The sequence below is a fragment of the Pedobacter africanus genome (assembly GCF_040548825.1).
Lineage (GTDB): Bacteria > Bacteroidota > Bacteroidia > Sphingobacteriales > Sphingobacteriaceae > Pedobacter > Pedobacter africanus_A.
Genome location: NZ_JBEPSL010000006.1, coordinates 383,228 through 409,048, shown reverse-complemented (window position 1 = coordinate 409,048; position 25,821 = coordinate 383,228). Strand labels below are relative to the sequence as shown.

The 25,821-nt window shown below is 43.0% G+C and carries 28 protein-coding genes; 7 read left to right on the top strand and 21 right to left on the bottom strand.

The window, feature by feature from the left end; genetic code table 11:
* Window positions 1-759: 759 nt before the first annotated feature.
* Together ABIE26_RS25445 and ABIE26_RS25440 are read right to left on the bottom strand one after the other, a co-directional pair.
* On the bottom strand, window positions 760-1,119 hold the full coding sequence (locus tag ABIE26_RS25445; protein WP_310146734.1) for a CoA-binding protein: 360 nt from the start codon (window positions 1,117-1,119) through the stop codon (window positions 760-762).
* Window positions 1,120-1,220: 101 nt separating this feature from the next.
* Complete coding sequence (locus ABIE26_RS25440) at window positions 1,221-2,762, bottom strand: NAD(P)/FAD-dependent oxidoreductase (RefSeq protein WP_310146733.1); 1,542 nt, start codon at window positions 2,760-2,762, stop codon at window positions 1,221-1,223.
* Window positions 2,763-2,889: 127 nt separating this feature from the next.
* Here ABIE26_RS25440 and ABIE26_RS25435 point away from each other — a divergent pair, with 127 nt between their 5' ends.
* The 4 genes from ABIE26_RS25435 to ABIE26_RS25420 all read left to right on the top strand — a co-directional run bounded on the left by ABIE26_RS25435 (window position 2,890) and on the right by ABIE26_RS25420 (window position 5,333).
* A complete protein-coding gene (locus tag ABIE26_RS25435; RefSeq protein ID WP_310146731.1) occupies window positions 2,890-3,471 on the top strand; it encodes a LemA family protein in 582 nt (193 codons plus the stop codon).
* Between the two features lie 83 nt (window positions 3,472-3,554).
* The gene (locus tag ABIE26_RS25430) at window positions 3,555-3,998 is read left to right on the top strand and encodes a TPM domain-containing protein (protein WP_310146729.1); all 444 of its coding nucleotides are present in this window, start codon (window positions 3,555-3,557) and stop codon (window positions 3,996-3,998) included.
* 3 nt (window positions 3,999-4,001) lie between these two features.
* A complete protein-coding gene (locus ABIE26_RS25425; RefSeq protein ID WP_310146727.1) occupies window positions 4,002-4,772 on the top strand; it encodes a TPM domain-containing protein in 771 nt (256 codons plus the stop codon).
* Between the two features lie 12 nt (window positions 4,773-4,784).
* The gene (locus ABIE26_RS25420; protein WP_310146725.1) at window positions 4,785-5,333 is read left to right on the top strand and encodes an NUDIX hydrolase; all 549 of its coding nucleotides are present in this window, start codon (window positions 4,785-4,787) and stop codon (window positions 5,331-5,333) included.
* Window positions 5,334-5,399: 66 nt separating this feature from the next.
* Here ABIE26_RS25420 and dnaA read toward each other — a convergent pair whose 3' ends face one another.
* The 3 genes from dnaA to ABIE26_RS25405 all read right to left on the bottom strand — a co-directional run bounded on the left by dnaA (window position 5,400) and on the right by ABIE26_RS25405 (window position 9,105).
* Entirely contained in the window at window positions 5,400-6,830 is a 1,431-nt protein-coding gene (gene dnaA, locus ABIE26_RS25415) for a chromosomal replication initiator protein DnaA (RefSeq protein ID WP_310146723.1), read from the bottom strand.
* Window positions 6,831-7,024: 194 nt separating this feature from the next.
* Window positions 7,025-8,572, bottom strand: coding sequence for an acyl-CoA mutase large subunit family protein (locus ABIE26_RS25410; protein ID WP_310146721.1), 1,548 nt, complete (start codon window positions 8,570-8,572; stop codon window positions 7,025-7,027).
* 2 nt (window positions 8,573-8,574) lie between these two features.
* Window positions 8,575-9,105, bottom strand: coding sequence for a hypothetical protein (locus ABIE26_RS25405; protein ID WP_310146720.1), 531 nt, complete (start codon window positions 9,103-9,105; stop codon window positions 8,575-8,577).
* Window positions 9,106-9,234: 129 nt separating this feature from the next.
* On the opposite strand from ABIE26_RS25405, the gene ABIE26_RS25400 reads away from it, so the two are divergent.
* Window positions 9,235-9,588, top strand: a complete 354-nt coding sequence (locus ABIE26_RS25400) for a HesB/IscA family protein (protein ID WP_310146718.1) — start codon at window positions 9,235-9,237, stop codon at window positions 9,586-9,588.
* Between the two features lie 99 nt (window positions 9,589-9,687).
* Window positions 9,688-10,920: an ABC transporter permease gene (locus ABIE26_RS25395; protein ID WP_310146715.1), complete on the top strand. Its 1,233-nt coding sequence runs from the start codon at window positions 9,688-9,690 to the stop codon at window positions 10,918-10,920.
* 28 nt (window positions 10,921-10,948) lie between these two features.
* On the opposite strand, the gene rfbB is transcribed toward ABIE26_RS25395, so the two are convergent.
* From rfbB to ABIE26_RS25370, 5 genes are read right to left on the bottom strand one after another with little or no spacing between them, the layout of a single operon-like run.
* Window positions 10,949-12,001 carry a dTDP-glucose 4,6-dehydratase gene (gene rfbB, locus ABIE26_RS25390; protein ID WP_310146713.1) on the bottom strand — a complete coding sequence of 351 codons (1,053 nt, stop codon included), beginning with the start codon at window positions 11,999-12,001 and terminating at the stop codon, window positions 10,949-10,951.
* Between the two features lie 24 nt (window positions 12,002-12,025).
* Window positions 12,026-12,592 carry a hypothetical protein gene (locus ABIE26_RS25385; protein ID WP_310146712.1) on the bottom strand — a complete coding sequence of 189 codons (567 nt, stop codon included), beginning with the start codon at window positions 12,590-12,592 and terminating at the stop codon, window positions 12,026-12,028.
* Window positions 12,593-13,615 carry a UDP-glucose 4-epimerase GalE gene (galE, locus tag ABIE26_RS25380; RefSeq protein WP_310146710.1) on the bottom strand — a complete coding sequence of 341 codons (1,023 nt, stop codon included), beginning with the start codon at window positions 13,613-13,615 and terminating at the stop codon, window positions 12,593-12,595.
* An 8-nt stretch (window positions 13,616-13,623) separates the two neighbouring features.
* The gene (locus ABIE26_RS25375; RefSeq protein WP_310146708.1) at window positions 13,624-14,613 is read right to left on the bottom strand and encodes a UDP-glucuronic acid decarboxylase family protein; all 990 of its coding nucleotides are present in this window, start codon (window positions 14,611-14,613) and stop codon (window positions 13,624-13,626) included.
* Window positions 14,613-15,926 carry a UDP-glucose dehydrogenase family protein gene (locus ABIE26_RS25370; RefSeq protein ID WP_310146706.1) on the bottom strand — a complete coding sequence of 438 codons (1,314 nt, stop codon included), beginning with the start codon at window positions 15,924-15,926 and terminating at the stop codon, window positions 14,613-14,615. The genes ABIE26_RS25375 and ABIE26_RS25370 overlap by 1 nt, the downstream gene beginning before the upstream one ends.
* A gap of 145 nt (window positions 15,927-16,071) precedes the next feature.
* Here ABIE26_RS25370 and ABIE26_RS25365 point away from each other — a divergent pair, with 145 nt between their 5' ends.
* Window positions 16,072-17,304, top strand: a complete 1,233-nt coding sequence (locus tag ABIE26_RS25365) for a 3-deoxy-D-manno-octulosonic acid transferase (RefSeq protein ID WP_310146704.1) — start codon at window positions 16,072-16,074, stop codon at window positions 17,302-17,304.
* Here the strand turns inward: ABIE26_RS25365 and hemH are convergent.
* The 11 genes from hemH to pheS form a co-directional block, all read right to left on the bottom strand.
* Window positions 17,294-18,307 carry a ferrochelatase gene (hemH, locus tag ABIE26_RS25360; protein ID WP_310146703.1) on the bottom strand — a complete coding sequence of 338 codons (1,014 nt, stop codon included), beginning with the start codon at window positions 18,305-18,307 and terminating at the stop codon, window positions 17,294-17,296. The two genes, ABIE26_RS25365 and hemH, sit on opposite strands and share 11 nt — an antisense overlap.
* Window positions 18,308-18,380: 73 nt before the next feature.
* Window positions 18,381-19,229 (bottom strand): 4-hydroxy-3-methylbut-2-enyl diphosphate reductase, encoded by an 849-nt coding sequence (locus tag ABIE26_RS25355; RefSeq protein WP_310146702.1) that lies wholly within the window; start codon window positions 19,227-19,229, stop codon window positions 18,381-18,383.
* Window positions 19,230-19,280: 51 nt separating this feature from the next.
* The gene (locus ABIE26_RS25350) at window positions 19,281-20,243 is read right to left on the bottom strand and encodes a glycosyltransferase family 2 protein (protein WP_310146701.1); all 963 of its coding nucleotides are present in this window, start codon (window positions 20,241-20,243) and stop codon (window positions 19,281-19,283) included.
* Complete coding sequence (locus tag ABIE26_RS25345) at window positions 20,240-20,860, bottom strand: 1-acyl-sn-glycerol-3-phosphate acyltransferase (protein WP_310146699.1); 621 nt, start codon at window positions 20,858-20,860, stop codon at window positions 20,240-20,242. The genes ABIE26_RS25350 and ABIE26_RS25345 overlap by 4 nt, the downstream gene beginning before the upstream one ends.
* A 39-nt stretch (window positions 20,861-20,899) precedes the next feature.
* On the bottom strand, window positions 20,900-21,409 hold the full coding sequence (locus ABIE26_RS25340) for a phosphoribosyltransferase family protein (RefSeq protein WP_310146698.1): 510 nt from the start codon (window positions 21,407-21,409) through the stop codon (window positions 20,900-20,902).
* A gap of 175 nt (window positions 21,410-21,584) precedes the next feature.
* Window positions 21,585-21,989, bottom strand: a complete 405-nt coding sequence (locus ABIE26_RS25335; RefSeq protein ID WP_310146696.1) for a hypothetical protein — start codon at window positions 21,987-21,989, stop codon at window positions 21,585-21,587.
* A gap of 14 nt (window positions 21,990-22,003) precedes the next feature.
* Window positions 22,004-23,455, bottom strand: a complete 1,452-nt coding sequence (gene rlmD, locus ABIE26_RS25330) for a 23S rRNA (uracil(1939)-C(5))-methyltransferase RlmD (RefSeq protein WP_310146694.1) — start codon at window positions 23,453-23,455, stop codon at window positions 22,004-22,006.
* Window positions 23,456-23,546: 91 nt separating this feature from the next.
* On the bottom strand, window positions 23,547-23,678 hold the full coding sequence (locus ABIE26_RS25325) for a phenylalanyl-tRNA synthetase subunit alpha (protein WP_354376262.1): 132 nt from the start codon (window positions 23,676-23,678) through the stop codon (window positions 23,547-23,549).
* A 94-nt stretch (window positions 23,679-23,772) separates the two neighbouring features.
* Window positions 23,773-24,348: a TetR/AcrR family transcriptional regulator gene (locus ABIE26_RS25320; protein WP_310146690.1), complete on the bottom strand. Its 576-nt coding sequence runs from the start codon at window positions 24,346-24,348 to the stop codon at window positions 23,773-23,775.
* Window positions 24,348-24,764, bottom strand: a complete 417-nt coding sequence (locus ABIE26_RS25315) for a hypothetical protein (RefSeq protein WP_310146688.1) — start codon at window positions 24,762-24,764, stop codon at window positions 24,348-24,350. Before ABIE26_RS25315 ends, ABIE26_RS25320 begins: the two co-directional genes overlap by 1 nt.
* On the bottom strand, window positions 24,764-25,810 hold the full coding sequence (pheS, locus tag ABIE26_RS25310; RefSeq protein ID WP_310146687.1) for a phenylalanine--tRNA ligase subunit alpha: 1,047 nt from the start codon (window positions 25,808-25,810) through the stop codon (window positions 24,764-24,766). The genes ABIE26_RS25315 and pheS overlap by 1 nt, the downstream gene beginning before the upstream one ends.
* Window positions 25,811-25,821 lie beyond the last annotated feature (11 nt).

Below are 25,821 nucleotides of genomic sequence, written 5' to 3'. Positions count from 1 at the left end.
GATTCCGTACTGTTTTACCTCGCTACGCTTATAAATGACATCTCTTTAATGAACTTCTCGAATCCCCTCGCGGCTCTTCTTATATCTCTTCGCTTTCCGATCTCTGTTTCTCCCTGGTCTGTTTCGTCCAAGAGTCAGTTTCAATCTGCAGCGTTTCAATCTTTTTTTATTCCCTGAACAACTCCGTCGTTCAGGCTCCCTGTGTTTGGGATTGCAAAGGTAGAAATCTTTTTAGTATTGTCAAGCTTTTTTTTAAACTTTTTTTTCTCCTGTTTTCAACGCCTCACAGCTCAACAAAAGAAATACAATCTCTACTCCTTCATCTCCTCAAATCATCCTTCTGCTAATCACCCTCTCTGTTTCCCTTCCTCCGAAGCGGGTTGCAAAAGTAGAAAAAATATCTATCCCCGCAAACTATCCCCAACAACTTTTAACAAGAAAAAACTTAACTCACTAAAAAACAATAAGAAAAAATTGAAAAAAATTCTAAAAATAAATCTTCAGGTTATTCCTGCCCCTTCTCCCTCAGAGCAGCAAAGGCAAAAATCCAGGCTAACCGACAATTAATCCTCACATCAGACACACATTCTACACACTTTCTTCACAAAAAGGTACCCTTTTGTGGCTTTGGTGTGAAGCAGGGGTGAACAAGATGTGAACATGCATGCGCTTTGTGAAGAAAATAGCACCTCCAGGTACCACATAAAAAAGCCCCTAAAACTTTCAAGTCTTAAGGGCTCATATCAATGAGTAATATAATCAATATTGTCCTGTAGACAATAAGACCAGCGTACAGGCCTCTATAGTTTCAATATCATTCTTCTCCAGTAGATCTTCAAGCGTGGCATTTTCAGTTCCCGGATTAAAAACCACGCGCTTAGGTTTGGTCTTCAGGATATAATCCACGTATTGCGGCTGCAAATGAGGGCCTATATATAAAGTAATGGTATGGATATCGGAATGGATATGCCCCGGCTCTTCTATTTCCACCCCCGCAACCGCCCCTCTTTTTATACCTACATTCACAATTTCATGTCCTTTGGATTGGAGCATATTGGCCGCGAGATACGCATATCGCGATGGATTGGGACTTGCCCCTATAATTAATGTCTTTTTCACTATCTTATTTTTTTACCAGCACATCATTATGCAGAAAGCGCAATGAAAAGCCGCGTACACGATGTATACTCTATAACAAAACCTGCTAAAATCTGTTTGCCTTAAACGATTTTCAAAACCGCATTAGCGCAATTAACCCCGTCTATTGCAGCAGATACAATACCACCAGCATACCCAGCCCCTTCAGCACATGGAAATAAACCACTTACCTGTGGATGCTGAAAAGTATCCCTGTCGCGCGGAATACGTACCGGCGATGAACTCCTGCTCTCAACTCCTACTAAAACGGCTTCGTTGCTATAATAGCCTTTCATCTTTTTCCCAAAAACGGGCAGTGCAAGTTTTAAGCTTGAGGCCACAAAATCAGGCAGGGTATCTTTGAGCATCACGCTCTTCGTACCGGGCAAATAAGAATTCCTGGGAAGATCAGCAGAAAGTCTTCCCTCAACAAAATCGACCATCCGCTGTGCAGGCGCAACCAGATTGCCCCCACCAAGCTTAAAAGCTGTCTGCTCTATCTCCGACTGAAAGTGCATCATCTTTAAAGGATCTTCACCCTTTACATCTTCCAGTGTGATTTGTACTACCGTACCTGAATTGGCAAAGGGATTGTTCCTTTTTGAGGGCGACCAACCATTTACCACAATTTCATTTTCGTAAGTGGCGCAGGGGGCAATAATCCCTCCCGGGCACATACAGAAGGAAAATACTCCTCTGCTCCCCACCTGTTCAACCAGACTATAATAGGCCGGGGGTAAAAATTCACTCCTGACGTCGCAATGGTACTGTGCAGCATCTATAATAGCCTGAGGGTGTTCTATCCTTACACCCAACGCAAAAGGTTTGGCTTCAACCAGGATACCTTTACGGTGCAACAGTTCGTATATGTCGCGGGCCGAATGACCTGTGGCCAGAATCACCGCATCAGCAAGTAAACGCTCTGTTTCATTAACCACAACACCTTTAACCTTTCCAAAGTCAACGAGTATATCGGTAACTTTCTGATCAAAATGAACTTCTCCCCCTGCATTTAAAATGGTCTCCCGGATAGCGGTAATGATATGAGGCAACTTGTTCGTTCCTATGTGGGGCCTTGCATCAATTAAAATGTCTTCAGTTGCCCCATGCTGTACAAAAGCCTGCAATACCTTATTGATATCTCCGCGCTTATTGGAACGCGTATAAAGCTTACCGTCAGAATAGGTCCCGGCCCCGCCTTCACCATAACAGTAATTGGATTCTGTATTGACTATTCCTTCTTTATTGATTGCAGCCAGGTCCCTTCTGCGTTGTTTTACATCCTTACCTCGTTCTAATACGACTGGCTTTAATCCATTTTCTATACATTGCAGTGCAGCAAACAGACCGGCCGGACCAGCACCGACAATAATGACCGGCCTGGCATTACTGACATTTTGATAGTCTACAGTATAAATCTCTGCCAAAGGAGCCTCATCAATAAATACCCTTACCTGTAACCGATAAATTACTTTTCTTGACCGTGCATCAATAGATCTTTTGAGGACTTTATGCCCTTTAATGCGCAATACATCTATATGTAAGGCATTTGCAAGCTTTTTTAAGCGTAGTGTTTCAGACTCCCTTTCCTCGGGAGTCATGGTAATTTCTATTTCTTTTTGCATAAACCTGTCAGGTTTTTATCCTGAATTGTAACAAAGGTACGGAAATTGAGTTCTAATGTGTAAATTAACACCTATTAACAGAAAGCCTGGCAAAAACAGGCCCAGAGAAACTAAAACAAAAAGAAAAATGAAAAAAGCAGTATTGGCGATAGCAGGTATCTTAATCCTGGTTGTAGCGATGAGTGGATGTGGCTATAACAGTATGGTTAAACTGGATGAAGATGTAAAGGCAAAATGGAACCAGGTAGAAACTCAGTACCAACGCCGTTCAGATTTGATCCCGAATTTAGTGAACACTGTAAAAGGGGCAGCTAAATTTGAGCAAAGCACATTAACACAGGTAACAGAGGCGCGCGCCAAAGCAACACAAGTTACTGTAGACCCGGATAAATTAACCCCTGAAAGTATTGAGAAATTCCAGGCAGCACAAGGCCAGGTTAGCCAGGCTTTAGGCCGCTTATTGATGGTAACTGAAAACTACCCTCAGCTAAAAGCCACAGAACAATTCAGGGATGTTTCGGCCGAACTCGCTGGAACTGAGAACAGGATCGCGGTTGCACGTAAGGATTTTAACGAATCTGTTCAGGTATACAATACAAAAGTAAGGTCATTCCCGAACAACTTGATGGCAGGTCTGTTTGGTTTTAGCCAGAAAGCGGGCTTTAAAGCCGAAGCCGGAGCAGAAAAAGCCCCGAAAGTAGAGTTCTAGTATACCGTAACAACATTTAAGGGTAATGCGTGTTTAATGATCAAACATTCATTACCCTTAATTCTTATTAAACAATCCTAATCATGGGCATATTCACAGAACAAGACCAGGAACTTATTGCCAATGCAATTTCTGAAGCTGAAAAAGCAACTTCAGGCGAAATCAGAATTGCAATAGAAGCGCATTGCCCGGGCGATGCTTTTGAAAGAGCTGCCGCCTATTTTTCAAAACTAGGTATGGGCAAAACCGCTAAACACAATGGCGTATTGATTTATCTGGCCTACCAAGACCATAAATTTGCAATAATTGGCGATAGTGGCATCAACAGAGTGGTACCGTCCGATTTCTGGGAGACCACCCAGGTAGCAATGAAAGCACACTTTTCGGGTGGCAATATTGTACAGGGAATTATTGCTGGTGTTGTACTCGCAGGAGAAAAACTGGCGACTTTCTTCCCTTTTGAAGGGGGCGACATTAATGAACTCCCTAATGACATCATTTTTATGGATCAACACAAAATCGTTTAGGCAATGAAAAAGTTAATCATAGCCTTATTTTTGATCATCGTTACCTCAGCAGGCTTTGCCCAGGAATTTCCGGCTAAACCCAATACGCTGGTTAACGACTATACCGGAACACTTACAAGCAGCGAAATTCAGCAGCTGGAACAAAAACTGGTCGCCTTTGATGATTCAACATCCATCCAGGTAGCTGTAGTGATCTTAAAATCAGTTGGTGAATACGACATCAACGAGTATGCGATGGCACTTGGCCGTAACTGGGGCGTAGGCACCAAAGGTAAAGACAATGGCGTTGTAGTCTTGGTGGCATTGGGCGACAGAAAGATAGCCATACAAACCGGCTATGGGGTAGAAGGTGTGCTGCCCGATATGTATACCCGAAGGATCATCGATAACGATATTAAACCCTATTTTAAAACAGGAAATTACTTTAAGGGGCTTGATGCTGGTACCGATGCCATCATTAGCGTAACCAAGGGTGAATATAAAAACGACAAACCTAAAGCCGGTAAACGCGGCAGCGGTACCTCGGGAGTTTTTGTAATCATTATCATTATAGTAGTTGTGATTGTGCTGCTCAAAAGAGGCGGTGGTGGCGGTGGCGGACAGGTTATTGGCGGTCGGGGTGTTGCTGATGCACTTTTCTGGAGCATGTTACTTGGCGGAAACCGCGGTTCCGGCGGAGGCGGAGGCTGGGGCGGCGGAAGTAGCGGCGGTGGCGGCTTCGGTGGTTTTGGCGGAGGCAGTTTCGGCGGAGGCGGAAGCAGTGGCAGCTGGTAATTTTTAAACTGAATGGAAATATTAAAATGGAAAAAGCTTTCATCAAAATACCTGGTGAAAGAAAAGTGGGCCACACTTAGGGTGGACACCTGCGAATTACAGAATGGAAGCATAAAAGACGATTATTATGTACTGGAATACCCAAATTGGGTAAATGCCATAGCACTTACCGAAGAAAATAAAATCATTATGGTACGCCAGTATCGTCATGCTGCAGATATTGTTTCCCTGGAAGTACCGGGCGGGGTAATTGACGGGAATGAACTTCCTGAAGACGCCATCAAAAGGGAATTACTTGAAGAAACCGGTTATTCCTTTAAAAGCGCAGAACTTATAGCGACTTTATACCCAAATCCGGCGACAGCCAATAATGTAACCTATACCTTTCTGCTAAAAGGGGGGACAAAAACACATGACCAACATTTAGATGAACATGAAATCCTGAATGTAGAGAAATATACAGTAGCCGAGGTTAAGCAGTTGCTGGCAAACAACAAAATAGACCAGGCCCTGCATTGTGCAGCCTTATTTTATGGCTTAATGCAGCTTGAAAAAGCCTAGAGCAGTCCAATAAATTAAAAAGCCCTGTAAGTTTTGCTTACAGGGCTTTTTAGTAAACGAACCCACTTAGCTCATTTTCAATTTCTTTTGGATATCGTGCACATAACCTTTGAATTTTTTATCTGTATCTATCAGATCTTCTACCGTCTGGCAGGCATAGATTACTGTAGAGTGGTCCCTTCCACCAAAAAAAGCACCTATTGTTTTTAATGACGACTTGGTATGGCTTTTTGACAGATACATGGAAATCTGCCTTGCCTGAACGATCTCGCGCTTTCGGGTTTGTGACTTTACCATATCAACCGGCACTTCGAAATACTCGCATACCAGTTTCTGAATGTACTCCATTGAGATCTCCTTAGAAGTATTCTTAATGAAGTTCTTTAACATCTGCTTGGCCAGAGCCAGGTCGATGTCTTTTTTGTTTAATGTAGACTGCGCCAGTAAGGATACCATTGCGCCTTCAAGTTCCCGAACGTTATTGTCTATATTATGTGCAACATACTCTATTACTTCGGTTGGCAGTTCTATCCCATCTGCATACATTTTTTTTCTAAGGATGGCGATCCTGGTTTCCAGATCCGGCACCTGCAGATCTGCTGAAAGCCCCCATTTAAAACGACTCAGCAAGCGTTCTTCCAAACCGGCCAGGTCTTTTGGCGCTTTATCAGACGATAAAATTACCTGCTTGCCCGATTGGTGCAGATGGTTAAAAATATGGAAAAATATGTCCTGTGTTTTTTCCTTACCTGCAAAATTGTGTACATCATCCATAATGATCACATCCATTGCCTGGTAAAAATTAACAAAGTCGTTAATGGTATTGTTCTTAAGTGAATCTACAAATTGCTGGCAAAATTTTTCACAGGAGACATAGATCACCAGTTTATCCGGCATGTTTCTCTTGATCTCGTTACCTATAGCCTGAGCCAGGTGTGTTTTTCCCAGTCCTACTCCTCCATAGATCATCAGGGGGTTAAAAGATGTGCCACCTGGTTTGGCAGCAACAGCATAACCTGCAGAGCGGGCCAAACGGTTACAATCTCCCTCTATATAGTTCTCAAAAGTATAATTCGCATTTAGCTGAGGATCTACATTCAGCTTTTTTAAACCCGGAATAATGAAAGGATTTTTAATGTCCTTATTTATAGAAACCGGAATCGGCATCGACTGCTTTTTGGCATCGGCACCGTTACCGTTACTTGGCATATTGGTAGTATAAGGAGAACCCGAGTTAGACGACTTGTCTACCACAATGTTATACTCCAACCGACCTTCATCTCCAAGCTGCTTTTTTACCGTTTTTCTGAGCAATCCAACATAATGTTCTTCCAACCACTCGTAGAAGAATAAACTTGGCACCTGTATAGTTAAAACATTGCCTTCCAACTTCAATGCGGATATAGGTTCGAACCAGGTTTTAAAACTTTGGGTCGGAATATTATCTTTTATGATTTGGAGACAGTTTTTCCATACTTCGATGCAAGTTTTTTCCATAGTCCTTCTATAATTTGTTGGTTTACAGTAACGATTTGAGCACATTAAATGAACCCGTTCGAGAGATCGAATATTCAAAAAATTATCAACAAAAAAAACTTAATTTTCATTTATTTGGTAAGTACTTAAACAGCAATACCATACCCTGGTTAACCTCAATTTTTTATGTTGATAACTATTTATTAACATAATTTTTAATATTCTCCAAAAACATTGCGCATCACATCTGCGATCTCTCCAAGTGTAGCATAGGCCTCTACCGCACAAAGAATAAACGGCATCAGATTGTCAGTATTTCTGGCAGCCCTTTCAAGCTCCTGTAAAGCATTTTTAACCGCGTCATTATCCCGTTCGGCCTTAAGCCTATCCAGCTTCTCCGTTTGTATCGTTCGGATAGATTCATCAATCGTAAATACATCGTTGATCCCCTCCTTTTCCTGAACAAACTTATTGACTCCTACAATCACCCTGCTTGCGTCTTCGACTTCCACCTGGTACTGGTAAGCAGCATCAGCAATTTCATTTTGGATGTAACCATTTTCAATTGCATTTACTGAACCGCCCATTGCATCAATTTTGTCGATATACCGTTGCGCGGCTGTCTCAATTTCATCTGTAAGACTTTCTACAAAATAAGAACCTGCTAAAGGATCAACTGTGTCGGTTACCCCACTTTCAAAAGCAATAACCTGCTGTGTGCGCAGGGCGATCTTTGCCGCAGCTTCCGTAGGTAAGGAAAGTGCTTCGTCATAACCATTGGTATGCAGCGATTGTGTACCCCCCAAAACCGCTGCCATAGCCTGGTTCGTCACCCTGATCACATTGTTCAAAGGCTGCTGGGCAGTTAAAGTCGATCCTCCTGTTTGTGTATGGAACCGCAGCATCTGTGCCTTCTCATCCGTAGCACCCAGGCTTTTGGTAATGTTGGCCCACATTCTTCTGGCAGCCCTGAATTTGGCAATCTCTTCAAAGAAATTGTTATGGCAATTAAAGAAAAACGACAAGCGTTTTGCAAAAACATTAATGTCAAGCCCCTTTTCAAGCGCAGCATTCAGATAAGCCTTTCCATTAGCAAGGGTAAAGGCCAGTTCCTGAACAGCTGTCGATCCGGCTTCACGAATATGATATCCCGAAATAGAGATGGTATTCCATTTGGGCACTTCCTTACTGCAGTATTCAAAAATATCTGTAATGATCCGCATCGACGGTTTAGGCGGATAAATATAAGTGCCGCGGGCGGCATATTCTTTCAGGATATCGTTTTGTACGGTACCGGAGATTTGTTTAATATCAGCCCCCTGCTTTTTGGCAAGTGCGATATACATGGCCAGCAAAATTGAGGCAGTGGCATTGATGGTCATCGAAGTGGTGATCTTCTGAAGTTCAATGCCATCAAACAATATCTCAATGTCTTTTAAGGAGTCTATCGCAACACCAACCTTCCCCACCTCTCCTTCAGACATCTCATGATCCGAATCGTAACCAATTTGCGTAGGCAGGTCAAAAGCAACAGAGAGCCCCATCGTTCCCTGTTTCAAAAGGTAATGATAGCGCTTATTGGATTCTTCGGCAGTCGAGAAACCCGCATATTGACGCATGGTCCATAGCCGCCCCCTGTACATATCCTTTTGTATTCCCCGGGTATATGGAAATGCTCCAGGCAGTTCCATCTCTGTCCTGGCTTCAGTATATACTTCTCTTATAGTTATACCCGATGTGGTGGTAAATTTTTTATCGCTCATATTTAAAACAGCTGATGTATGTCTTTTTTAAGAAGATCCAATGTCAGATCGTACGGATTATTTCCAAGCTCCGCCATGTGCTGGAGTACTTTTTTGCTCAGGTCTACTCCCATCGCATCAGCAGGTAAGCTTTTAACACCATTGTTCACCATGGCAAGAGTATCATCTTTCAGTTGCTTAACTACATTCCAGGTAGCAGCGCTGATGTACAACTGTTGACTAACATTGTGCTGAAACTCCGACCGGATTTCATTCAGCACCATAGCCTGAAGTTCAGGAAGCGATATCCCCTGATGGTGAAGCCGGATAAACAGGTTTGCCGGATTTATTCTTTCAATAAACACGATCAAACGTTCATGCGCCTGCAGGCGTAGTGACAGCAGTTGTTGGTTTTCCTCCTTTTTCTGAGTTGCAAACCTTAGCCTTAAATAATTACGGATATCGCCTTTAATTAAATAATAACCTGCAGAAACCGTAGCAACACCTCCTATTATCAATACACCCGCATCGGTTAAAAATTTTTCTATATCCATCCTGCTTTGTTTAAATACCGTAATAATTAATCTGAGTACCGACAAAAATGTACATTTTGATTTATATTTGCTCTATTAAACGTTTTTTTTAACGCCGCAAAAGAGGGCATAAAATTAATTTTGGATACGATGAGTAATACTGTAGATACAGCGTTTGCACCGGTAACCTTTACAGAAGGTGCTGTAAAGGAACTGAATAAATTGAAAAACCAGCAGGAAATTACAGAAGATTTCGGCTTGCGTGTAGGTGTTGAGGGTGGAGGGTGCTCGGGAATGAATTATGTGCTTGGTTTTGACCAGAAAAAAGATGGGGATCAGGAATTTATCATTGACGGGATAAAGGTTTTTATGCATAAAGCACACCAAATGTATCTGTTGGGTATGCAGGTAGACTGGCAGGATGGATTGAATTCGAGAGGTTTTACCTTCAGTAACCCAAATGCAGCCAGCACATGTGGTTGCGGCACCAGTTTTTCAGTGTAGTCCTGCAATTATTTGCATGCTATTGTAACATTATAGGAAGTCCTGTTGTCTTAACAACAGGACTTTTATTTTAGCATCCCAATTTATCTATTCTTCTGCATGACCTATACCGAAAACGTAAAACTAGCGATACAATCCATCACCGGAAACCGATTGCGTACTATGCTTACCGCATTAATTATTGCAATAGGCCTTTCTGCACTTGTGGGGATTTTAACGACACTGGATGCAGTTAAAAAAAGTATGACGGAAGCATTTTCCAGTATGGGCGCAAATTCTTTCACCATCAGGAACCGGGGTACCGGAATCAGGATCGGCGGATCCGGACAACGGCAGAAACCTTTCAAGTCTATCCGCTATGAAGATGCATTGACCTTTAAAGAGCGCTTAAATACACCAGCCAAAGTTGCAGTAAGCGTTTTTGCCAGCAGGGCAATCACTGTTAAATTTGGCACTCAAAAAACCAATCCGAACATTACCATGCAGGGTGTAGATGAGAATGGATTGAGTTCGCAGGGACTCGAACTGGCCCAGGGACGCAATTTTAGTTTATCAGAATCCCTGTCTGCAAACAATGTCTGTATCATTGGCAGCGAAGTTGCCGAAAAGCTCTTTAAAAAACAGTCTCCTCTTGATCAGATCATTAATGCCGGCAACACCCGGTTAAAAGTTATTGGCGTATTGGTATCCAAAGGACAGAGTATGGGCTTTAGCGGCGACCGCGCTGTATATATACCGCTCAAAAAAGCTAAACTGGTTAACTCCAATTCAAACCCATCCTATACCATTACAGTTATTGTTCCAGGCAATGACATTATAGATAACGTGATTGGCGAGGCTACAGCCCTGTTCAGGAACATTAGAAAAATAAGGGTTACCGATCCGAACAATTTTGAAATTACCAAGAGTGATGCCATGGCACAAACCTTGTTTGAAAACCTGCGCTATATTGTTTGGGGCGGTATAGCTATCGGTGTCATTACACTGATCGGTGCTTCTATCGGTCTAATGAATATTATGCTGGTATCTGTAACAGAGAGAACACGCGAAATAGGCATCAGAAAAGCAATCGGGGCAAACCCTGCGATAATACGCAAACAATTTCTGATTGAAGCAGTAATGATTTGCCTAATGGGTGGTGCCTTCGGAATATTCCTGGGTATCGCTATAGGAAATGTCATATCACTGGCCATGGGCGGTTCATTTATCGTACCCTGGGGCTGGATATTCGGTGGCTTTGCACTCTGTGTTCTGGTAGGAATTGTCTCAGGTTACTATCCGGCAAAAAAAGCTTCCAAGCTAGATCCGGTAGAAGCATTAAGATACGAATAAAAAAGGGCCTTAAAGGCCCCTTTTTTATTTATCTTCCGTGGTACTGTGTTTCATAATAAGCCTGATAATTTCCTGATGTAACATCAGAAAGCCACTTTTCATTCTCCAGGTACCAGTCTACTGTTTTCTCCAATCCTTCCTCAAATTGTAAACTTGGAACCCAGTTTAGTTTCTCCTGCAGTTTAGTAGAGTCTATGGCATAGCGCAGGTCGTGCCCCGCCCTGTCGGTCACAAAGGTGATCAATTTAGCAGAGGTTCCCGATTCGCGGGCCAGTTTCTTATCCATAATTTTACACAACAGCTCAATCAGGTCTATGTTTTTCCATTCATTATGGCCTCCGATGTTATAGGTCTCTCCGGTTTTTGCCTGATGAAATATCACATCGATTGCCCTGGCATGATCTACCACCCAAAGCCAGTCGCGTACGTTCTCGCCCTTACCATACACCGGTACTGGCCGGTTATTTTTGATGTTGTTGATCGCCAGTGGGATCAGCTTTTCCGGAAAATGATGCGATCCGTAATTATTAGAGCAATTCGAGATCACCACATCCAGTCCATAAGTATCGTGGTATGCCCTTACAAAATGATCGGAAGAAGCCTTGGATGCCGAATACGGACTATGCGGATCATAGGCGGTAGTTTCGGTAAACATGCCGGTTTCGCCCAGTGCACCATAAACCTCATCAGTAGACACATGGTAAAAACGCCTGCTGTCATAATTACCCTTCCAGTATTCCCTCGCTGCATTCAGCAGGTTTACCGTACCAATCACATTGGTCATCACAAAGGCCGTCGGGTCTGCAATAGAGCGGTCTACATGAGATTCCGCAGCCAGGTGGATTACCGCATCAAAAGCTTCACGCTGAAACAGCTCATTGATCTCGGCAGCATCAGTAATATCAGCCTTAATAAAACGGTAATTTGGTTTATTTTCTATGTCCGTTAAATTGGCCAGGTTACCTGCATAAGTTAATTTGTCCAGGTTTATTATCTCATACTGAGGGTAGCTGTTCACAAACCGACGTACAACATGGGAGCCAATAAAGCCTGCCCCACCTGTTATTAATATTTTCTTCATTGGTATCAATCGTTTCTATTCATTTTATAATTCATCAGGCAAGCCAAGCTCTTTGGCTATAGCTGCTGTTTTATTGCTATAAATCTTATTTAACAGTTCATTTACAGAGGCCTTTAAGTCAAATTGCAGATCTTCATGCACCTTGCGGTATTTATTCAGCAAAGAAACAGTTGCTTTCACAAAGTAAACGTTTAGTTTCTCGCTGAACTTATAAAGTGCAGAAAAAATACTTTCATCAAATTCAACAGGAATCTGGTTTAGCAAATGGAGCCTGAGTTCCAGTTCACTGGCAATGTCTTTTGTTACTTTAAAATGGTGGTTTATGCTGCCATTTAGCTTCCGCATCCGGAGTAAAGTTTCCTTGGAATTCGGTTTTTTACTGTTCAGTAGCTCCCCTATACCCTCGTCTATAATTGCCGTTAGCTTTTCCTGGCGCAATACCAGATCCTGCTGGTCCTCCAGCAATTTAAAGTGCAGGTGTTCGGTTAAGACTTTATCTTTGGCTATTAGCCTGAGCAACAGCTTATCCTTTTCCTTTACAGGAAGGGATTTGATTTCCAGTTTCAGGGCTGCATGCTCGCTCAGCAACATTTAAAAAGGATTTTCCTGTAAATATTTTTCCCACTTCCAGGCAGATGACATCATTTCCGGCAGATTCAGTTCAGCTTTCCATTCCAGGTCCCTCGACGATTTGCTTACATCTCCCCAAACCTTTTCTATATCGCCCTCTCTTCTTGCACCAATGGTGTAATTCAGTTTCACACCTGTTGATTGCTCAAAAGCCTTAATGATCTCTAACACAGAAGAGCCCTTGCCTGTACCGAGGTTAAACACTTCATAGTTGGATGTAGCTTTGCCGCTTTCCAGGCGCCTGATTGCAGCCACGTGGGCTTTGGCCAGATCTACTACATGGATGTAATCCCTGATGGCACTGCCGTCGGGTGTGTTGTAATCATCTCCATACACGGTAATCGGCCCGCGTTTACCTATAGCCGATTGTGTAATGAAAGGAACCAGGTTTTGCGGAACACCAATAGGCAATTCACCAATCAATGCCGTATGGTGCGCACCAACCGGGTTAAAATAACGCAACGAAGTCACCTTTAAGCCAGGTGTTACTGCGCAGGTCTCCTGCAAAATCTCTTCTGCAATCTGTTTGGTATTGCCATAAGGCGATTCTGCTTTTTTTGTTGGTGCATCCTCAGTTACAGGCAAAACATCCGGCTGTCCATATACGGTGCAGGAAGATGAGAATACCAGGTTAACTTTGCTGTCAAATGCAAGGATCAGATTGATCAGCGAGTAAAAGTTGTTCCGGTAATATTTTAAAGGCTGCTGAACGGATTCCCCTACTGCCTTAAAGGCAGCAAAATGAATCACTCCGCTAATGTCGCTGTTTTTCGCAACAAAATCTTTCACCTTGGCATCGTCGCAAAGGTCTAACTGCACAAACTCAGGCTTGTTGCCGGTTATTGTTTCTATCTGCTGTAATATTTTAGGATTGGAATTGGAAAAATCATCAACGATGATCACTTCATAGCCTGCATTATACAACTCAACTACAGTATGAGAACCAATAAACCCGGTTCCGCCGGTTACTAATATTTTTGACATGCTTTTATTTAACGGTTATATCCAGTAAAATCTTTATGTTCCTTATTTGTCAATGCCTCCTGTGGCAGCGACTTAAAATACTCATAGGTAATTTTTAAACCCTCGGCCCGGCTTACTTTAGGTTCCCAGCCCAATATAGACCTGGCCTTGGTAATATCCGGTCTGCGTTGTTTAGGATCATCAACAGGCAAATCTTTCAGCACCAGTTTCTGGTTGGTGCCGGTTAATTTTATAATCTCTTCACCAAACTGCTTAATGGTAATCTCGTCAGGGTTCCCTATGTTAACCGGCAGCGCATAATCGCTCAGCAGCAAACGATAAATCCCTTCTATCAGGTCATCCACATAGCAGAATGACCGGGTCTGAGAGCCATCTCCAAATACGGTTAGATCTTCTCCGCGCAAAGCCTGGCCAATAAAAGCAGGCAACACCCGACCATCATTAAGGCGCATCCTTGGTCCGTAGGTATTAAATATCCTTACAATACGTGTTTCCAGGCCATGAAAAGTATGGTAGGCCATGGTCATTGCCTCCTGAAAACGTTTGGCTTCATCGTAGACACCTCTCGGTCCAACCGGATTCACATTGCCCCAGTATTCTTCAGGCTGCGGATTTACACTTGGGTCGCCATAAACTTCCGATGTAGAAGCAATCAGCATTCTCGCATTTTTATTTTTTGCCAGTCCAAGCAGGTTATGCGTACCCAACGACCCAACTTTCAGGGTCTGTATTGGGATTTTTAAATAATCGATAGGACTTGCGGGCGAGGCAAAGTGAAGGATATAATCCAGTTCTCCAGCAACATATACATATTTAGAAACGTCGTGATGGGCAAATTCAAAATTTTCCAATCCAAACAGGTGCTGAATATTCTGCAGGTCGCCGGTAATCAGGTTATCCATTCCAATTACATGGTAATCTTCTTTGATAAATCTATCGCACAAATGTGAACCTAAAAAACCTGCTGCACCGGTAATTAAAACTCTTTTCCTCTTCATTAGTTATTTATAAGCTTACGGCCAACACTATTGTAATAATATCCCAGATCGATCATTTTTTGCAGATCGTATAAATTACGGCCATCAAAAATCACTTTATTGCTCAGGCTCTCTTCCATCTTTTCAAAATCAGGGTTCCTGAAAACAGACCATTCTGTAGCAATCAGCAGCGCATCCGCACCAATCAATGCTTCGTACTGGTTCTGTGCATATTTTATTTTATCGCCGATAAGGCCTTTTACATTGGCCATACCTTCAGGGTCAAAAGCAGTAACCGTGGCTCCGTGTTTTATCAGTTCATCGATAATGTACAATGCCGGTGCCTCACGGATGTCATCTGTTTCTGGTTTAAAGGCCAGTCCCCATAAAGCAAAATGTTTACCTTTTAAATCACCCTTATAATATTTAAGCAATTTATCAACAATAATGGTCTTCTGCTTTTCATTCACCTGCATCACAGACCGCAGGATCTGGAAGTCATAATTGTGCTCATCAGCAGATTTGGCCAGGGCCTGAACATCTTTAGGAAAACAGCTGCCACCGTATCCTATTCCAGGGAACAGGAAACGTTTGCCGATCCTGGCATCCGAGCCAATGCCTTTACGCACCGCGTCCACATCTGCATCCACTATCTCGCAAAGATTGGCCACTTCATTCATAAAAGTGATTTTGGTAGCCAGGAAAGAGTTGGCTGCATATTTTGTCAGCTCAGATGAACGTTCGTCCATAAACAGGATCGGGTTCCCCTGTCTTACATAAGGTCCGTACAATTCATTCATCAGCTTTTGTGCTTTATCACTCCTTGTACCGATAACCACCCTATCAGGCTTCATGAAATCCTCTACAGCAACGCCTTCACGCAAGAACTCAGGGTTAGAAACCACATCAATTTCCACATCGGTGTTGGCAGCAAAAACTGCCTGCACCTTATCGGCCGTACCTACAGGAACGGTAGATTTGTTTACAATAACCTTGTAACTGGTTACCAGTTTGGAGATATCTTTTGCTGCACCAAGAATGTAGGAAAGGTCGGCAGCACCATCCCCTCCCGGCGGCGTAGGCAGCGCCATAAAGATGATCTGTGCATCTTTAACTGCATGGGCAAGGTCGGTTGTAAAAGTAAGTCGTCCCTGGGCAATGTTCCGGTGGAAAAGCACATCCAGTCCCGGTTCATAGATCGGCACCACACCCGCCTGCATCTGCTGCACTTTTGCTTCGTTGATATCTACACAGATTACATTGTTCCCTGTTTCCGACAAACAGGTACCTGTAACTAGACCTACATACCCGGTTCCAATAACGGCTATTTTCATATATTATATTTTTGTTTTTAGGTGAGGAGTGATCATGTGGCAGAAACCTTATTTTTGCGCCTGCGACAGCACGATAAACTCATATATTATCCTGTTTTAGTTATATTAAAGTATCTTCGGCTAAGATAATAAATAAACATACAAAATGCTTTGGCTTTATAACATCGGTATTCAACTTTATGCACTATTAATCAGGATCTTTTCTACTTTTAATACCAAAGCATCGCTTTTTATCAAAGGAAGGCGAAATATTTTTGCCCGGATAGCGCAAAAAATCAATACCAGTCAAAAACACATCTGGTTTCATTTTGCCTCTCTTGGCGAGTTTGAGCAGGGCCGGCCTGTCCTGGAAAAAATAAAGGAGCAGTACCCTGAAAAGAAGATTGTCGTTACTTTTTTCTCACCTTCAGGTTATGAGATCAGAAAAAACTACGCCTTGGCCGATGGCATCTTTTATCTTCCCCTGGATACGCCTTCCAATGCAAAAAAATTAATTGCAGCCATTAACCCCGAACTGGCCATTTTTACCAAATACGAATACTGGTACCACTACTTCAGAGAATTAAATAAAAACGGTATCCCACTGCTGATCATTTCCGGCATCTTCAGGCCAGGTCAAATCTTTTTCAAACCCTACGGCAGTTTTCATCGGAAGATGCTGGCCTGTGTAAGCCATTTCTTCGTTCAAAATGAAGAAAGCATTGCCTTACTCAAAACCATAAATATTCAGAACGTCACCCAAAGCGGCGACACCAGGTTTGATCGTGTGGCAGAGAATGCACACACAACAAAAAAACTAAATCTTGTTCAATCTTTCTGCCGAACAAAACCTGTCTTTATTGCTGGAAGTACCTGGCCTCAGGATGAGCAGCAGCTCGCAAACCTCTGTAAAGCGCATCCCGATTGGAAATTTATCATCGCGCCCCACGAAATCGGCACAAGCCACGTTAGCGAGATAGAAAAGTTATTTCCTGATGCGGTAAAATATTCTGCACTGCAAACAACAGCTGATCCAACTGCCCTGAATCACCAGGTGCTTATTATCGACAATATAGGAATGTTGTCCGCACTTTATGCCTATGGTAAAGTTGCTTATATCGGCGGTGGGTTTGGAGCAGGCATCCACAATACACTCGAAGCTGCAGCATTTGGCCTTCCGGTCATTTTCGGCCCCCGATATGATAAGTTCCAGGAAGCAAAAGACCTGATCGAACTCGGGGCAGCAAAAAGCATCAGCAATGGGTCTGAACTGTCTGCAGCTTTCGATGAACTCAGCAAGAATGAAGAGGCCGGCCTTACTGCTAAAGATTATGTAAATACAAAAACCGGTGCAACCGGTCAAATTGTAGGATATCTATCCCGTTACTTTAAGCCTTAGCCATATTTACCAGGGCTTCAATAAACTTAGAGTCATCATTCAGGCTTTCTACCAGCTGAACGTGCTCCCCGCCAAGCGCCTTAAATTCTTCGTGATACTCTACAGTAATCTCATAAATGGTTTCCAGGCAATCGGCAACAAAAGCCGGACTAAAAACCAGCAGGCGTTTCTTCCCTTCCGCAGCCAGTTTCTTTAAAACATCTGTGGTATATGGCTGAACCCATGGTTCCTTGCCTAAACGGGATTGAAAACAAACGGTATAATTTTCCCTGGCAATATTCAACTTGGCTGCTATCAACCTTGCGGTATCGTGCCCCTGTGCCGAATAGCAGAATTTATTGGTATCATTCAGTGTATCGCAGCAGCCCTTCTTTTTCAGACAGTAACTACCCGTATGGTCACATTTCAGCAATTGTCGTTCAGGCAATCCGTGAAAGCTGAACAGAATATGATCAAAGGTTTCCGGCTGATATTTCCTTGCATTCTCTGCAAAGGTTTCGATCATCAGCTCATTGTCGTGAAAAGAGTTTACAAAGGTCACAGGAGGAATAGTTGCCCATTTACTAACGATCTCCATTACCAACTGAATTACAGAACCCGTACTGGCCGACGCGTACTGCGGAAACAAGGGGATCACCCTGATGCTTTCCACCAAAGCCGTTTTCATTTTATCCAATGCCGATAAAATGGAGGGGTTCTGGTAGCGCATGGCCAGTTCAACATGATAGCCATCTCCTAACTGCTCCTGAACCATGGCCGCCTGGATCTTGCTGAAATACAACAAGGGCGAGCCGTTTTCATCCCAGATCTCTTTGTATAATTTAGAAGTTTTCGGACTGCGAAAAGGAACAATAATTCCTTTAACCAGTAAGGTCCTATTAACGATATTTACATCAATTACCCGCTCATCCATCAAAAACTGATCAAGATACTTTCGTACATCACCAACTTCCGGACTGTCCGGAGTTCCTAAATTCACTAGCAGTACACCCTTTTTTCCCATAATTATACGGCAAAATTAACTAATACATCCATTAATAGGTTCTCTCATTGATCAGAAAAGGAATAATTACTTTTTAATGATGAAGCAGATAGGCCTTAACTTCCTCCATCAGCCACATAGGCGTAGATGTTGCCCCGCAAATCCCAACTTTATCGTTCGGTGCAAACCAGCTCATGTCAATTTCCTCGACGTTGGAAATGAAATAGGACTGGTCATTGAATTTTTTGCAGACATCATACAGCACTTTGCCATTTGATGATTTTTTCCCCGAAACAAACAGGATCTTATCGTAATTGGCCACAAACTTCTCCAGATCGCTGTAACGGTTAGACACCTGCCTGCAAATGGTATCGTTTGCCTTTACCTCATATCCCCTGCTGATCAGTTCATCCTTGATGCTGTAAAACTTATCTGTACTTTTTGTAGTCTGGCTGTACAAGGTAAAACTGGAAGGCAATTCTACATCGTCAAGCTCCGCAATATCCTGAAAAACTATGGCTTTCCCATCAGTTTGCCCTTGCAAACCAATCACCTCAGCATGACCATGTTTTCCAAATATCAGGATCTGCTCGTCTTCATCATGAGAATTCTTGATCCTGTTTTGCAATTTCAGCACAACCGGACAGGAAGCATCGATCAGGGTCAGCTCGTTTTCGAGCGCCAGCTGATAAGTGGCCGGGGCTTCGCCATGCGCACGGATGAGTACTTTCTCTCCATGCAGTTTTTTGAGCTGTTCATGGTCTATAATACGCAGTCCTTTATCGGTCAAACGCTTAACCTCTTCATCATTGTGTACGATATCCCCCAGGCAATACAGGTGATCCTCATGGTCCAGTATATCTTCTGCCATATCTATCGCATAAACAACCCCAAAGCAAAAGCCTGAGGCCTTATCTATAGTTACAGCTAAATCGTATTTCATTGACATCCTTTTTGAGCTGCAGCAAAATTACGTAAAAACTGTTTGATATTCCTATTTCTTCCTTTTAATTGACCCCAACATGCGCATCCAGATTCCTTTTAACAACAACACAAACAGCAAAAGCATTTGCAGCGGATGCAGCAACACATTAAAAACTGGTTTCTGGGCTGTTAAGAAAGCAATCATAATCCTCGACAAAAAGATCAGTCCAACCGGCAGCGCCGCAAGTGTGGGATCAAAATTGACCAGCACAAACACCGGCCCTGCAATCACCAATGCCAGGTAAATCAGTGTCACAAAACCACTGTTACCAAAGTTTGCCAGCAAATGCGTAGCCAGCCCTCCTGTATCATTTACACCCGGATTACTGTAAACAAACTTATTCCCAAGTAATACTTCTGCTTTCTGCTGTTGCTGTTTCACCAGCTTTATGATATCTGTGCCACTCCGGGCGGCTTTGCCTAGCTGCCTGTGCCAGCGATGTGCTTTATAAACTACGGCATCAAAAAATAAACAGTCCGTGTTCCCGGCCGCAAAGGAAGGCAAATTACTCAATCTGATCAGCCTTAACGGCAGGAGGTTCAACAGTATAAAATAATTCAGGGGGTAAACGCAGTGTTCCAGAAAACCGGAGGGTTTTAGGGTCGGAAGCAATCCAAGCACTGCCAGGTTAAAGACCTTTGTTCTGTAGATCAAGCTATTGATTAAACCATGATGGACAGTCGTAGCTGCATTCAGAAACAACAGGTAGCGACCGTCGGCCTGGGCAGCCAGTTCATCTTCACTTTCATTGTCCTGAACCAGTACTTCAACAGCGGCATAATCCTGCTGTTCAATGGAGTCCAGCAACTGTTTTGTATCAGTACCCAACGGGCCGGTTAAAACAATAATGGAAACCTTGTCGGTAAAGTGTTTTCCGTAATAGCCCAACTTTGGGTTAGACAGAAAATTAAATAAAGTAACGGAAAACCTCAGCACCAGAAAAATCAGTACCGCGTAGATAAATACCATCATAACGCAACCTTATTTTGGGTTTTTATGGCTTCGGTATAATGTTTATTGTACTCGCTTTTGAGCAACTGCAGACTCATGTATTCTTCTGCTTCCCAGCTGTTCAGGCAGGTATGCACCGTAGGTTTTCTGCTAGAAAAGTCGACCAGATTGGCTGCAAAAATAATCTGAAATTTCTTCTTTGAGGCATTTACAACCTGCATCACCCCCTTCTCAAAAGCGATATTGTTATGGTAAACAGAATACAGTTTACCCTGCGGGAACACCAGTACCAGGCTATCCGGATCATTCAGCAGTTCTCCCGCATACAACAGGGTTTCTACCACATCCTTGCCTTTGCCCTCGGCGGCAAAAGCACCGACGTATTTCAGGAACCAATGCTTTTTATAATCTTCTTCGGTTACCAGCACATGAAACTCCTTTTTAAAGAGCAGCCTGTTCAACTGAAACATTAAAAAACCGTCCCACCAGCTGAAATGGTTAGCCAGCAGCAATACAGCTTCATCTTTGTTGATTTTAAAGTTGTTGAAAGTATAAGCAGAGAAGTCCCTTTTTATGATATACCTGATATACCAGGAAAAGAAGCCAAAAACAAAACTGTTTTTATGGGACTTGTGCATCCCTCTAAAATGAGAAAATTTTGCTTTAAATGCAAACCATTAGCTCAAATAAACCCGGTCTTCCTCACCCTCCACATCCATCACTACATCAACATGCTCTTTCAGCACTGTGGCCAGTTCCAAACCAACATAGTCGGTAGCAATCGGGAATATCTTGTGGCTTCTGTCTACCAGCACCACTGTCCTGATCTTTTTGTGTGGCGTATTCAGGAAAACGCCCAGGCCATAGGCAAGTGTTTTACCACTGTTCAGCACATCATCTACCAAAATGATGACCTTATTTTTCCAGTGCGTCTCGTCCAGATCTGTATTGGCCACCAGTTTACTGTTTTGCCTGTCCAGTTCAATCTTGAGCATCGTGATCTTGAGGTCAGAGATTTTCAACAATACTTTTTTCAAGCGCAAAGCCAGTTTATATCCCCTGTCCCATATCCCTGCCAGTACCACTTCCTTTTCAGAAAGGTTATCTTCCAGTATCTGGTAAGCAATCCTGTTAATTTTTTGCTGTATCTGCTTTTTATCAAGAATAAGTAATTGAGATCCTGCCATTTTTACACCTTGTTTTATACTGCAAAAAGAACGATTTTAAGGTTCATATTCAAATAATAAAAAATATTTTCCAAATGTTGAAACCTTTCGGACTTCGCGGCGTCTAATCAATAGTTTTTTAGTAATCCTTATCCAAGTTTGCCCGGATAGGGATTTCTTTTTTAGCAACAGCCGGTTACTGTTTGGTCTTATAAGGGTAATAAATAAAGTTGGCCCCTTCCGGTACAATTACAAATACGCACATAAAATCCTCTGGCCGTTTGTAACTCTTTAAAAACAGGGCTTTTTTTTCCGGATTGATAATGCCTTTTTCTATAAACTCTTCCAGTGTGGAAGCCTGAATGGTCCATTCCGTATTCAACTCACTACGGTCTAAAATCATTTCACCTATACTTACTGTGTGTTGGTGTGCCACAAAGATCGGATTGGCAGAAATGCCTTCCACCATAATTTCAACGGCCACCTCTTTTATCGATTCGGCGTAGAGTCCCAGATCTTTTTCCAGACTGATGAGCGGGCTCTTTCTTTGTGCGGCCTTATCTTCTTCCGGCTGTTGTGGCATCAATTCTTCAATATCCATCTCAGTACTTATAATTAATTCACTTTATTAAACTTTAGCAATACCACGTTTTCTACATGTTGGGTATGCGGAAACATGTCTACCGGTTTGATCCTTACCACTTCATATTTTTCTTTCAGCAGGGCCAGATCACGCGCCTGTGTAGCAGCATTACAACTTACATAAACAATCTTCTGTGCTTCCATTTCCAGCAGACGCTCCACTACATCGGCATGCATTCCTGCTCTTGGCGGGTCAGTGATCACCACATCCGGCTTACCATGTGCGGCTATAAATTCCCGTGTCAGGATGTCCTTCATATCTCCCGCATAAAAAATGGTGTTGTTGATGCCGTTCAGTTCAGAATTGAATTTAGCATCTTCAATGGCTGTAGGCACATACTCGATGCCTACTACCTGTTTTACACTTCCTGCCACAAAGTTCGCAATGGTGCCTGCACCGGTATACAGGTCGTAAACCAGCTCCTCGCCGGTAAAGCCAGCAAATTCGCGGGTAATTTTATACAGTTCATGCGCCTGATCAGAATTGGTCTGGTAGAAAGATTTCGCGCCGATCTTAAACTTCAGCCCATCCATCTCCTCAAAAATATGGTCGCGACCAGCATAGGTAATTACCTCCTGATCAAAAATGGTATCGTTCTTTTTCTGGTTAACGATGTACAACAACGAGCTGATCTGCGGAAAGTTTAACTTCAGGTATTCCATCAGGCCATCGATCTGTTCCTGCTCAGCATAGGCAAAAACCACTACCACCATCACTTCACCGGTCGACGAAGTACGGATAATCAGGTTACGCAGGTTTCCTTCGTGGTTACGCAAATCATAGAATGAAAGACCTTCCCTTAGTGCATATTCCCTAACCTGGTTTCTGATGCTGTTGGATGGTTCGGCCTGCAAATAACAATGTTGTACGTCCAGGATCTTATCAAAACGCAAAGGTACGTGAAATCCCAGGGCATTCATTTCCAGATCAGGATTGGGACTTTCAGATGCCAGCCCATCAGGCCGTTCAGCCATATCGCTCTTATCCAGCCATCGTTTATTAGAGAAAGTATATTCCAGTTTGTTCCTGTAATATTTATTTTCGGCAGAACCCAGGATAGGCTCCATTCCGGTAGTATCTATTTTTGCCAGACGCTGTAAAGCGGCTTCTACGTTTTTATGTTTAAACTTCAGTTGGGCATCGTATTGCATATGCTGCCACTTACAGCCCCCACAGGTGCCAAAATGCTGACAAAAAGGATCGGTCCTTAACTCAGATTTTTTTTGCAGGTTTTCTATGACCGCTTCGGCAAAGTTCTTCTTTTTTCGCACTATCCTGACATCCGCCACATCGCCCGGCACTGCCTTTTCCACAAAAACTACCAGTTCATCGGCCTTACCCACACCTTTACCTTCTTCGGCAATATCAATAATGCTTAAATCAGGAATGATCGTTACCACTCCGGCTTTTCTATTTCTACTCATTATGGCGCAAAAGTAAGTTTTTTTTCAGACATAAGAATCTCCGTCAGGCCAACAAAGGCCTTTCCGCGAAAAGAAAATGGGACGTCAATTGTTAGTTGCCAAAGATCCTGAACAGAAAACCCAAAAAACCTTCAGCAAGATCAAATTTCACATCGAACTTCTCATCTACCAATACAGAAATCTCTAAAACCTCTTTACTCATGGCATTACATCTTGCTAACAAAGCAAATATAAGAGGTTTTATACCAAATACCCAATTGGTATACGTTAAGATATTGTAAAGAAATCTGATACCGGCCGCGTACAGGCCATGCCGATTACAATGCCGCTTTTACCAGAAAGGGCAGCAGTTCCTTCTGGAAGCTGACGAAGTTTTTGCGGACATCCGAGTCACTTACAGAAGTAAAGGCAAAAGAGAATACGATGTTTTTACTGGCCTTCAACAAAAAGGCAAGGCCTTCCCTGCGGGAGGGATGGTTTTTAAAATGATCCAGTTCCAGGTAGGCAGAAAGCAGTAAGGATTCCAGCTGGTCAGACAGGTGTTTTAAAAACTCCTGGGAGTTGGCATTTTCCCTTACAAAGTCCCAGCCAATAAACTCATTGCAAACCGTATAGGTAAGCCTGCAGGTTTTCATTACCAGAGCTTTAAGGTGTTCTTCTTCGTTAGCGAACTGGGCTTTATTCTTCAGGATCTCATGCAGGTTCAGATCCAGGTAATCCATTAAAATGGCATCCAGAATCTGCTCTTTGCTCTCAAAATACTTGTATATGGTAGCCTTGGCAATACGTGCTCTCCTGGCGATCTCATTTACACTTGTTTTATGATAACCGTACTTCCTGAACAACTCCTTGGCCGCCTTAACTATGCTTTCTTTTATTTTTTCTGGTTCCATCAATTGGTTACGCGTAATGTGTTTCCTCCCGATACGGAAGTATTGTACTTTTTGAGCGATAATTCTGCCGGAGCTTTAGCCGGACTGCCATCTTCCAGCAGGTACTTTGCACCTGAACATTTGTCTGTAACTGTAAAACTCGGATCGTCCAGTTCAACCGCACACCTTTTTTCAGGGTTCACCGTACTGCAGCGATCGTAAGCTACATAACCACCACTCGTGGTACGGTAAATCACTATTCCGGCCACACCATAGTTATCAAATGCTACAGCACCACCCGGACTGCTTAGTCTGATCATTCTCGGGTCGGTAAGCTGAACACTAAAATTGACCGGCACATTGGGGATTACCAGGTTTTCCTTACCGCAGCCTGCCAACAGCAAAACCAACAATATGCCCGGTACTACCCCTTTCATCAGATCAATGAAGTTTTATATTGTTTCAGGAACCTCACATCGTTCTCAGAGAACAAACGCAGGTCCTTTATTTCGAATTTCAAATTGGCAATACGCTCTATCCCCATTCCAAAGGCGAAACCACTATATTTTTTACTGTCGATACTACAGTTTTCCAAAACATTAGGATCTACCATCCCGCAGCCTAATATTTCTACCCATCCACTGTATTTACACATCTGGCAGCCTGCTCCCTTACAAATGGTGCAGGAAATATCCATTTCTGCCGATGGTTCGGTAAAAGGGAAATAAGACGGGCGGAACCTTACTTTTGTACCTTCGCCATAAAGCTCCTGAACAAAATAGAATAAGGTCTGTTTCAGATCAGCAAAAGACACATTTTCATCTACGTACAAGCCTTCTACCTGGTGAAAAAAGCAATGCGCTCTTGCCGATATCGCTTCATTCCGATATACACGCCCTGGCATAATGGCCCTGAACGGCGGTTTCCCGGCCTCCATCATCCGTACCTGAACGGAAGAGGTATGCGTACGTAAAGCAATATCACCACTTTCATCTTGCGCAGTTGCCTTTTTGATGAAAAAGGTATCCTGCATATCACGCGCCGGATGTTCCTCCGGAAAGTTCAATGCAGAGAAGTTATGCCAGTCGTCTTCAATCTCAGGTCCTTCCGCAACCACAAAGCCCAGCTTATTGAAGATCTCGATGATCTCCCTTCTTACCAGGGCCAAAGGATGGCGCGAACCAACTTCAAAACCCTCGCCCGGCAGGGTAAGGTCCATATCCGAACCTTTTGCGGTATCAGCAACTGTAGTCTGCTCCTTCAATTCCTGGTATTTACCCTCTGCAAGTTGCTTAAATTCATTTAAAACTTTCCCCAGTGTTCTTTTCTCGTCTGGCGAAACAGCTTTAAACTCATCAAATATATCCTTAATGATCCCTTTCGTTCCAAGGAATTTTATACGGAACTGCTCTAACTCATCGGCATTGCTTGTCGAAAACGCATTGATTTCTGCGGAATACTGTGTTATCTTATCTTGTAACATGGGGTCAAATA

Excerpts from the sequence above, each read along its gene's own strand:
- ABIE26_RS25435 (WP_310146731.1), top strand. The coding sequence starts at position 2,890 with ATGAAAAAAGCAGTATTGGCGATAGCAGGTATCTTAATCCTGGTTGTA.
- ABIE26_RS25420 (WP_310146725.1), top strand. The coding sequence starts at position 4,785 with ATGGAAATATTAAAATGGAAAAAGCTTTCATCAAAATACCTGGTGAAA.
- ABIE26_RS25355 (WP_310146702.1), bottom strand. The coding sequence starts at position 19,229 with ATGAAATACGATTTAGCTGTAACTATAGATAAGGCCTCAGGCTTTTGC.
- ABIE26_RS25340 (WP_310146698.1), bottom strand. The coding sequence starts at position 21,409 with ATGGCAGGATCTCAATTACTTATTCTTGATAAAAAGCAGATACAGCAA.
- rfbB (WP_310146713.1), bottom strand. The coding sequence starts at position 12,001 with ATGAAGAAAATATTAATAACAGGTGGGGCAGGCTTTATTGGCTCCCAT.
- ABIE26_RS25405 (WP_310146720.1), bottom strand. The coding sequence starts at position 9,105 with ATGGATATAGAAAAATTTTTAACCGATGCGGGTGTATTGATAATAGGA.
- pheS (WP_310146687.1), bottom strand. The coding sequence starts at position 25,810 with ATGTTACAAGATAAGATAACACAGTATTCCGCAGAAATCAATGCGTTT.
- ABIE26_RS25385 (WP_310146712.1), bottom strand. The coding sequence starts at position 12,592 with ATGTTGCTGAGCGAGCATGCAGCCCTGAAACTGGAAATCAAATCCCTT.
- ABIE26_RS25350 (WP_310146701.1), bottom strand. The coding sequence starts at position 20,243 with ATGATGGTATTTATCTACGCGGTACTGATTTTTCTGGTGCTGAGGTTT.
- galE (WP_310146710.1), bottom strand. The coding sequence starts at position 13,615 with ATGTCAAAAATATTAGTAACCGGCGGAACCGGGTTTATTGGTTCTCAT.
- ABIE26_RS25375 (WP_310146708.1), bottom strand. The coding sequence starts at position 14,613 with ATGAAGAGGAAAAGAGTTTTAATTACCGGTGCAGCAGGTTTTTTAGGT.
- ABIE26_RS25440 (WP_310146733.1), bottom strand. The coding sequence starts at position 2,762 with ATGCAAAAAGAAATAGAAATTACCATGACTCCCGAGGAAAGGGAGTCT.
- ABIE26_RS25400 (WP_310146718.1), top strand. The coding sequence starts at position 9,235 with ATGAGTAATACTGTAGATACAGCGTTTGCACCGGTAACCTTTACAGAA.
- rlmD (WP_310146694.1), bottom strand. The coding sequence starts at position 23,455 with ATGAGTAGAAATAGAAAAGCCGGAGTGGTAACGATCATTCCTGATTTA.
- ABIE26_RS25345 (WP_310146699.1), bottom strand. The coding sequence starts at position 20,860 with ATGCACAAGTCCCATAAAAACAGTTTTGTTTTTGGCTTCTTTTCCTGG.
- hemH (WP_310146703.1), bottom strand. The coding sequence starts at position 18,307 with ATGGGAAAAAAGGGTGTACTGCTAGTGAATTTAGGAACTCCGGACAGT.
- ABIE26_RS25430 (WP_310146729.1), top strand. The coding sequence starts at position 3,555 with ATGGGCATATTCACAGAACAAGACCAGGAACTTATTGCCAATGCAATT.
- ABIE26_RS25410 (WP_310146721.1), bottom strand. The coding sequence starts at position 8,572 with ATGAGCGATAAAAAATTTACCACCACATCGGGTATAACTATAAGAGAA.
- ABIE26_RS25370 (WP_310146706.1), bottom strand. The coding sequence starts at position 15,926 with ATGAAAATAGCCGTTATTGGAACCGGGTATGTAGGTCTAGTTACAGGT.
- ABIE26_RS25315 (WP_310146688.1), bottom strand. The coding sequence starts at position 24,764 with ATGAAAGGGGTAGTACCGGGCATATTGTTGGTTTTGCTGTTGGCAGGC.
- ABIE26_RS25395 (WP_310146715.1), top strand. The coding sequence starts at position 9,688 with ATGACCTATACCGAAAACGTAAAACTAGCGATACAATCCATCACCGGA.
- ABIE26_RS25320 (WP_310146690.1), bottom strand. The coding sequence starts at position 24,348 with ATGGAACCAGAAAAAATAAAAGAAAGCATAGTTAAGGCGGCCAAGGAG.
- ABIE26_RS25335 (WP_310146696.1), bottom strand. The coding sequence starts at position 21,989 with ATGGATATTGAAGAATTGATGCCACAACAGCCGGAAGAAGATAAGGCC.
- dnaA (WP_310146723.1), bottom strand. The coding sequence starts at position 6,830 with ATGGAAAAAACTTGCATCGAAGTATGGAAAAACTGTCTCCAAATCATA.
- ABIE26_RS25425 (WP_310146727.1), top strand. The coding sequence starts at position 4,002 with ATGAAAAAGTTAATCATAGCCTTATTTTTGATCATCGTTACCTCAGCA.
- ABIE26_RS25365 (WP_310146704.1), top strand. The coding sequence starts at position 16,072 with ATGCTTTGGCTTTATAACATCGGTATTCAACTTTATGCACTATTAATC.